This is a genomic window from Methanococcoides sp. (assembly GCF_030594565.1).
GTDB classification, from domain to species: Archaea; Halobacteriota; Methanosarcinia; order Methanosarcinales; family Methanosarcinaceae; genus Methanococcoides; species Methanococcoides seepicolus.
Genome location: NZ_JAUVEY010000106.1, coordinates 1 through 7,709, shown reverse-complemented (window position 1 = coordinate 7,709; position 7,709 = coordinate 1). Strand labels below are relative to the sequence as shown.

The following is a 7,709-nucleotide window of genomic DNA, read 5'->3' as shown; positions in this document are numbered from 1 at the left end:
AACGTTCCCACTGGAAGGACCGGGTATGAAAAAGCCGTATTCCTTAAGTTTAGCGTTCAGGTCCTTATGGATCACCCCGGGCTCAACGACCACATACAGATCCTCAATATGAAGCTCTTTGATAGCATTCATCCTTTGAAGGTCCATGACAACCCCAGCTGCAACAGGTACACTGTGTCCGCAAAGAGCAGTTCCTGCACCCCTGGGCACTACAGGGAAGAGAAGCTCATTTGCAAGTTTCACTACTCCTGCCACCTCTTCAGTGTTCTTTGGCCTGAGGACAGCATCAGGCATGCTGCGGTGTATTCCGGCATCTGTGGAATAGGCATACAGTTCCGCTGTGGTCGTGCGGATATTCTCATCCCCCACAACCTCCCGTAGCCTGTTGATGATCTGTTTTTCCATTGTTACTCCTGTTCATTCAATAAGTGGAATAGTAAGACTCCCCTGAGGAAGGATTATCGCATAAGGTTCTTTCCCCTCTGCTTTTATAGTAGCCACCGCTTTATCAAAAGCCTTCTGTATGCTTTCCTGAGGCTCAAGTTTTGCCCGGAGCAGTATTTCGTCATCAAGGTCAGAGACCGCCCACATCTTCGCCATTGTACCTATCTGTGCCATCCTCGCAGCCTTGTGGAAACCAAGCTTATAACACTGCGAGGTCTTTTCCATGACATCCTCACATGTAGCAGATGAACTTAGCAGGTTCAGGAAAGTGTCCTCCCCCACCCCATCACGGCATTTAGAGACCATGATGATAATACCCCCATCCTCAAGAGCAAGCCTTCCGTTCTCAAGAGCTTTCTGCGACTGGTAAAGATCGATATCCATTGGATACGGAGCAGCAGTCAGTACGATATTACCTTTTTTAGTGGCACTGGTGCAGAATACCTCATTTGCCTTTTCCACAGCTGCATCAAATGACTTGAAAAGATCCCCTGCTGCCATGGCATAAAGTCCATGGTCCGCAGTCAGTATCGTCTGTATGGAAAATATATTGAGGTCATTAAGAACTGCCATGGCATCGGTCATATCCTCTGCCACAGGATTGCCCTCAAGAGCGAGGGACTGGGCTTTATTTGAAAGAGCATGCTTGTGGTTCATCTCGATCGTCTTAAAACCAGCAACTCCGGGAAGAAAGGCTTTCCTTCCACCAGTATACCCTGCAAAATAATGCGGTTCGACACTACCGATAACAAGGATGTTCACGGCTTCCCTTACCATCTTATTGATGTACATCTCTGTGCCGTTAGAGGAGACACCAAGATATTCCATATCCTCATCTTTTCTTGCATCGTGGACATAGATGGAATCTTTGAACTCATCATACAGGTTTCCGAAAATGAATCTGAACTCATCTTCGGTGGGCCCCCTGTGGGCACCTGTGGCAACTATGAACTTCACATCAGGATGGGAACGTAAGGTATCCTGCACTTCCTCAAGAACCCGAGCAGTAGGCGTAGGCCGTGTGGCATCATTTACTATAACAAGTATTTTATCGGCATTGTTCGCAAATTCCTCGAAGGGTTCTTTTTCAACAGGATCGGAAAGAGCTTCTAAAATTATGCTTGACTCATCCCCTACTTCTGGTTCGTTGGGGGATAAGACCTCATGAGGAATGGTCACATCGATATCAACAAAGTCTTTTCCGTAGGGGATCTTTACATTCATTCTTATTGCTCCTTTTATAATATTTTTGAACTTTGTGGTGTATATGAACCATTGTAAGTGAATTTAGTATAAAAATGCTAGGGAAATGAGGAATTATTGAATAGGGAACTGTTAGGCAAAGAATTTCTACAAAACCCTAATTTAAAAAAGATAAAGGTGAGCAAAACTCAAAGTTCGCTCAACTCAACGACCCGTACATCCGGCACTACATCCCTGAACATATCCACAGTTCCCGGATGACAGGTAAAATAAAGCACCTGATTCGACAAGCTCAGCTCATTGATAGAACTGATCGCATTCCTGCTACGTACCGGATCGAAATTCACAAGAATATCATCGAACACTATAGGCAAAGACTCGGAATGCTTACCAAGCTCCTTAATGAAGCCGAACCTCAAAGCAAGATAGAGCTGTTCGGCCGTACCCCGACTTAATTCAATTATATCCTTACGTTTTCCGGCCCCATCTTCAACAAAAATATCAGAAGAACCAAGTGGAGAATACAACCTTTCATACTTCCCGCCAGTAATGTTGGAAAAGAACGACTGCGCCTCAGTAATAACATCCGGCTGCCTTTCCCTTTCATACCTCTCCATTGCCTTTGAAAGTATATGTTGTGCAACAGAATATGTTGCCCACTCCCTTGACCTCTCATTAAGCCCTTCCTTAAGAGATTCAAGTTCCAGCCGCAATGCAGAACCTTCATTATAACCCTCAAACTGCCTGATCTGGTTCCTGATACTTCCCTTCTCATCGCTTAAAGACTCAAGCTCATCATCGATCTCACCGATCAAACCGACAGCTTCGATCTCTTGTGCCTTCAAGACATCAAATTTTGAACAATTGAGCTCATCCACGATCTTCAGATGTTCATCATCATTTCCGGAAAGCTTCCTCACATGCGACTCAGCTACCTCATAACCATTTCTTGCTCGAACAAGCTCATCCCAGACCTTCGCATTACTGACAAACTCATCCTCAGCCTCAGAAAACCCTTCCTTAAGAAGAACGGACATCTCGCTCAAATTACCCAAATGCTTACCCTCAGCATCCTTAAGACTGAACACAAGTCCATCCAGCTCCAAGATCAGAGCATCCAACCTGTTCTTCTCACTTAACGCCTTTTCAACATCATCCCGAAGAAGCTCCAGTTCCGTATCAAAACCAAGCCCAGACTCCTTTCTTTCACAAACATCAAGGACCGAACGGATCTTGTTCTCATACACAGTTATAGAATCAGCATAAGATCCTATCTTATCGGACATATCCTTGATCTTATCCAGTACCTCATAACAATTCCTGATCGAAGTGAAAATATCAAGGATGCTCTCGGTCGTCATCTCAGAAGAAAGGCCATACTTTGCAAGCCACTCCTTCCATCTATCCAAAACAATATCCCTTTCAGCTTCCTTTTCCTTAAGATCGACAGTCAGCACATCTGAACGGGCAACCAATTCATCGAGGTCCTTTTTGATCTGTTCCACTTTCCCGGTCTTCGCAAATTCCGCATTCACATCATCCCGCAACTTCAGAACATCCTGATCAATGGAACGTCCCGAATCCTCAAGCTCACACATATCAAGCAGTTCCCGAGCATCCGCCTCGAACTCTTCAACAGAACTCTCGCACCTTAATAGCTGAGACAGAATATCACCTATGAAAACAAGCTTATCCTTCCCCTCTCGAACAAGAGCAAACTTATCAGGCATGTCCCCAGGAGCAATATCTATATCCAGATCACATGAAATGAGCCACTCTTTCCACTCGGCTTGAATTTCCTTATGGAACTCCCTCATATCGTCAATGTTTGATTCAAGCGAAACATACTGTTCAAGGGATGTGAGCCTTTCCTTCTCGAATCCATCCCTCTGCGATCTAAGCTCAGAAACCGACCTAATACCAAGAGCATATTCCTTAAGCTCATCATACCTATCTTCAAGTACGAACCTTTCAGGTATATCTTCGAAATCACAGGAGACAGCATCAACCAACATCTGTTCCCTTATAGACCGAATTTCCTGCACAACCTGCTCTTTTGCATTTCCTGATCGAGCACCCCCCACATCATTTGCAGGAAGTGTTACACTTTTACCTGCATTCCTCACAGACACAGAATAGATGACTGCCACAATGAACAGACCAATACATGCAACGATACCTCCCTGCAATTCATTATACACATAACCAGCCACAAGCCCAGCAACACCCATCCCTGCAAAGACCCCTGTAGGCCATATCGGCATCTTCTGGTTTATTGCAACAGGCATTTGCCCCATCATTGAAGCAAAATTCTCATCTCTCTCTAAAGACTTAAGGTCGATCTCCTTCTCCTTAAGAGAAGAGTATCGTGACTGTAAGCTCTTCAAAGATGCAAGCATCTTGTGAAGCTCAGCCTCAGGAATATGCATATCAATTGCATTTATCTTAGTATCGATCTCATCTATACTGCCATCGATCCTGACAATGTCATTCTTTGACCATTCAAGCTTTGCTTCCAGGTCATGGATATTCAATTCCGTATCATTAAAACCATCCTTCATGGCACTAACAGGATCCCTCACACTGCTGGAAATATCGAAGTTTTCCAATACGGATTCATCCCACTTACTTCCAATATCCCCCAATAAATTAGCAAGTTCTTTCTTTTTACCATCAAGCTTGATCCTGTGAGAGATTATTTGTTCAGTATTGGAACGATATCCCACCACACGATCTGCCATATTCAGAATTGCAGACCGTTGCATCAGTATCTTGCCATAAACAGCGTCTTGCGTTCGGTCCTTTTTCGAGATAGAATCCTCAATAGATTTGAGCTCCTGACGCATGACCCTTATATCATCATCCATCTCATTTATTTCACCGTGACGTTTGCGTACATCATCTATTGCAGGTATGGATATGTCGAACCCATTCAACTTCTCCTCATCCCACTCAGGTCCAATCACCTGAAGCATGACCCCAAGTCTTTTCATTTCCCCTTTCAACGAAACCTTCAGGTCTTGGAGCTCAACTATTTCAGCCCTGTATTTCCCGACACCTTTGCCCAACTCGAATATAACATCCTTCTGTGCAAGCAGAAGGTCATCAACCACAATATTGCCCTGTTGCGTCCGGTTCCTTTCAATGGAACTGTTCAGTTCAGCAATGCTTTCATCGATATCCTTTATCCTCTCTTTGATGCTCTCATATCGATTAAGCCCATTCTCAGGAAAACTTTCAAGCTTAGGAAGCTCTTCGAGTTTGCTGGCATGTATCTGAAGTTCTACCCAATCATCCCACACCGACAAAAGAGCCTTTATATGTTCCTGCTTTTCCAAAAGAGCTGACTTTTTTTCCTTGAGCTCACTTATCTTTTTTTCCGTATCCCCGATATCACTATGCAACAGATCATAGGTATATTGTCCATCTTCGATATCCTTTATGTTCTGCTCGATATTATTGATCCCAGTAAAAAGAGTATTTATCAATGGTTTCTTTCCAGATGGTTTGAACAGGTCCCCTTTTTTAGTATCACAAAATCGTTGAATGGAAGAGATAGAAGCAGCACCAATACCAGTCCCTGCACTATACAGTTTCCCGCTGATGGACTCTCCGTTCAGCCTGTTGAAATCCTGTAGTTCGTCCAGACCAAAAGCATAGACATTCTCAAAAACATCCTTGTCCGCATTGCCAAGTAACTTTCCAAGTTCTGCCTCACCTTTGATGGTACCGTCTGGAAGATAGACGTTCAGCCCATCCTTTGCATATCTTTCTAGGGTGTAATTAGCCCCGTCATCCCCGTAAACCGAAAGTCTTCCGCCATGCAGTCCACCCTTGAACGGAGGATAATGGTTGCACTTGCTTCTCTTATCCGGGAAACCAAACAGCATCCTCCTTATGAATGAAAGCAAAGTGGATTTCCCGGCTTCGTTTTTACCATGGAGCACAGTCAATCCTTCACCCAGATCATTAATGGAAAGATCATTGAACTTTCCAAACCCGTCTATGTTCAGATCAGTTATCCTCATACTCACCCTCCGGGATCAATTTATTCAGAAGTAACTCTTCTGCATTCCTTGCGATACTGACAAGTTCCTCATCATCAAATGACCTTAGAACATGTCTTATTTTCCCTTTTCCAAAAAGAGAATGTAAAGGTTCATCAAGTTCTTTAAGATCACCACAATCAGAACAGATCTCATCGGTTATGCTCAATATATCGGAAATGAAATTATCTCTGCTTAAAAGGTTCTCGCGCTCGAACGGGAAAGATGTTTCGTCCTTCAATCTTTCTATCCAGACCGAACCCGGACCAATATTATAGTTTTCCCGCAGATGTTGCACAATATCGTTCAAAAAGTCCTCTTTTATCAGAAGTCGTTTTAATTGGCTTCTGCCCTGAAGTCTGAACCTGCAGATAACATACCTGCCCTCTGCAATCTCAGAAAGCTTATCCATCTTATCTTCCAGTGCTCCGATCAGATCAGCTTCCGTTTCAAGCTCTTCTACAGATATTTCCTCGATGTACCATCGAACAGAATCCACAGGTACAAAATCGACCTTTGTATCACCTTTTTCATTCACTTCCACTAACATGCATCCCCGCTCCCCCAATTCCCCAGGATCCCTTCCCTGCGGATTGCCGGAATAGACGATGTAAGGATCGGTTGTCATTACCTGCGGATAATGTATGTGGCCAAGTGCCCAGTAATCATAATCTGATCCTTTAAGGTCCTGCATAGTACACGGTGCATAAGGGTCATGACCTTCACCTGAACCCACCGTGCAGTGGAGCATCCCTATAGTGAATGGAGAACCCGGCTCCTTTTGTTGAAAACGTTTTGCAAGATTTTCCTGAATGTTCTTTGTGCGGTAACTGATCCCATTGATGGTAGCGACCACTTTGCCGTTCTTTTCCACAAAAACGCTTTCTACATCATCCCCACTGAAAACTTTAACATTATCAGGCCATTCCAGACTTGCAGACCATCCATTCAAAGGATCATGATTCCCATGTGTAATGTATGTTGCAATGCCTGCTGCTGAAAGCCTTTTAAGTCCTTCGAGAAATTTTAGCTGGGCATAAAGACTTTTGTCGGCACTATCGTATATATCGCCGGAAATTAAAAGAAAATCAGCATTCTTTTCAATGCAAGTGTCAATGATATTGTTGTAAGCAGCAAATGTAGCCTTTGTCATCACATCACTTAATTGCGGATTTATCTCTGAAAGCCCATGGAAAGGACTGTCCAGATGAAGGTCCGCTGCGTGTACAAAGATGAAATTGTCATTATCTTTGGGTTTTGAGCTTTTTTTTGCGGTCATGTGAAGAACCTTTCAGAAATTTTCTAATATTATTAGATAGATGATTATTATTTAAAAGTTATGAAATTGTGCCAGGCAGAGTGACAGTAAACGAAAACCTTCGGCGGTACATCAGAATACATGAAAAGCCTATATTATTGCTCCCACCTTACTTCCTGATATTATATTGACCAGTTGGCGAATATAGTTCTTTGTGGGGTGTAGCGACTCGAGGGAACATGTATCCCATTAAGATGATAAGTTTCGAGAACTTCAGCCAAAGTTCACATCAATGTTATCATATCTTTAACTTTGCGAGCAAAAAAGAGTTTAGGGACACCAATGAAATTTCTACAGAGCCGATAATACATTTACCAGAATGACTGAAGCAGCTGCCCCATGCACATTAGAAATTGTTAATCTAACCATCGGCTATAAGCAAGAACGTCAAAAGCCCAAGATTCCCTTTATATTGTTTATGGCATGCAGATAACCAAGTATTGAGGATCGATAACCAAAACAAAAAAATAAAAATACACTTCGACAACATTATCGAAGTGCTACTAAATTGGTATTAGATCCTTCGTCTCCTGAAACCGATAGATATGGCACCAACTGCTAATATGACCAACACGCTGCCTAAAATATCAGCACCGGAGAAGGATGTAGACGACGAGGCTGAATCACTTGTTGTGGATTCTTTTGTCATTTCATACCCTTCAACGTAGTTGTCTGGTGTGTTTTGCTGAGAAGACTCT

General features: G+C 43.2%; 5 protein-coding genes. All 5 read right to left on the bottom strand.

All coding sequences use genetic code 11. From position 1 onward, the window contains the following. A partial coding sequence (locus QAS77_RS08915) for an FAD-binding oxidoreductase (protein WP_305065036.1) occupies positions 1–405 on the bottom strand: 405 nt, incomplete at its 3' end. Between the two features lie 12 nt (positions 406–417). Further along, on the bottom strand, positions 418–1,668 hold the full coding sequence (gene larA, locus QAS77_RS08910; protein ID WP_305065034.1) for a nickel-dependent lactate racemase: 1,251 nt from the start codon (positions 1,666–1,668) through the stop codon (positions 418–420). Positions 1,669–1,835: 167 nt separating this feature from the next. Further along, complete coding sequence (locus tag QAS77_RS08905; RefSeq protein WP_305065032.1) at positions 1,836–5,675, bottom strand: AAA family ATPase; 3,840 nt, start codon at positions 5,673–5,675, stop codon at positions 1,836–1,838. Next, complete coding sequence (locus tag QAS77_RS08900) at positions 5,662–6,972, bottom strand: metallophosphoesterase family protein (protein WP_305065031.1); 1,311 nt, start codon at positions 6,970–6,972, stop codon at positions 5,662–5,664. The genes QAS77_RS08905 and QAS77_RS08900 overlap by 14 nt, the downstream gene beginning before the upstream one ends. 553 nt (positions 6,973–7,525) lie before the next feature. Next, positions 7,526–7,709 (bottom strand): hypothetical protein (locus tag QAS77_RS08895; protein ID WP_305065030.1); only part of this gene is annotated, 184 nt, incomplete at its 5' end.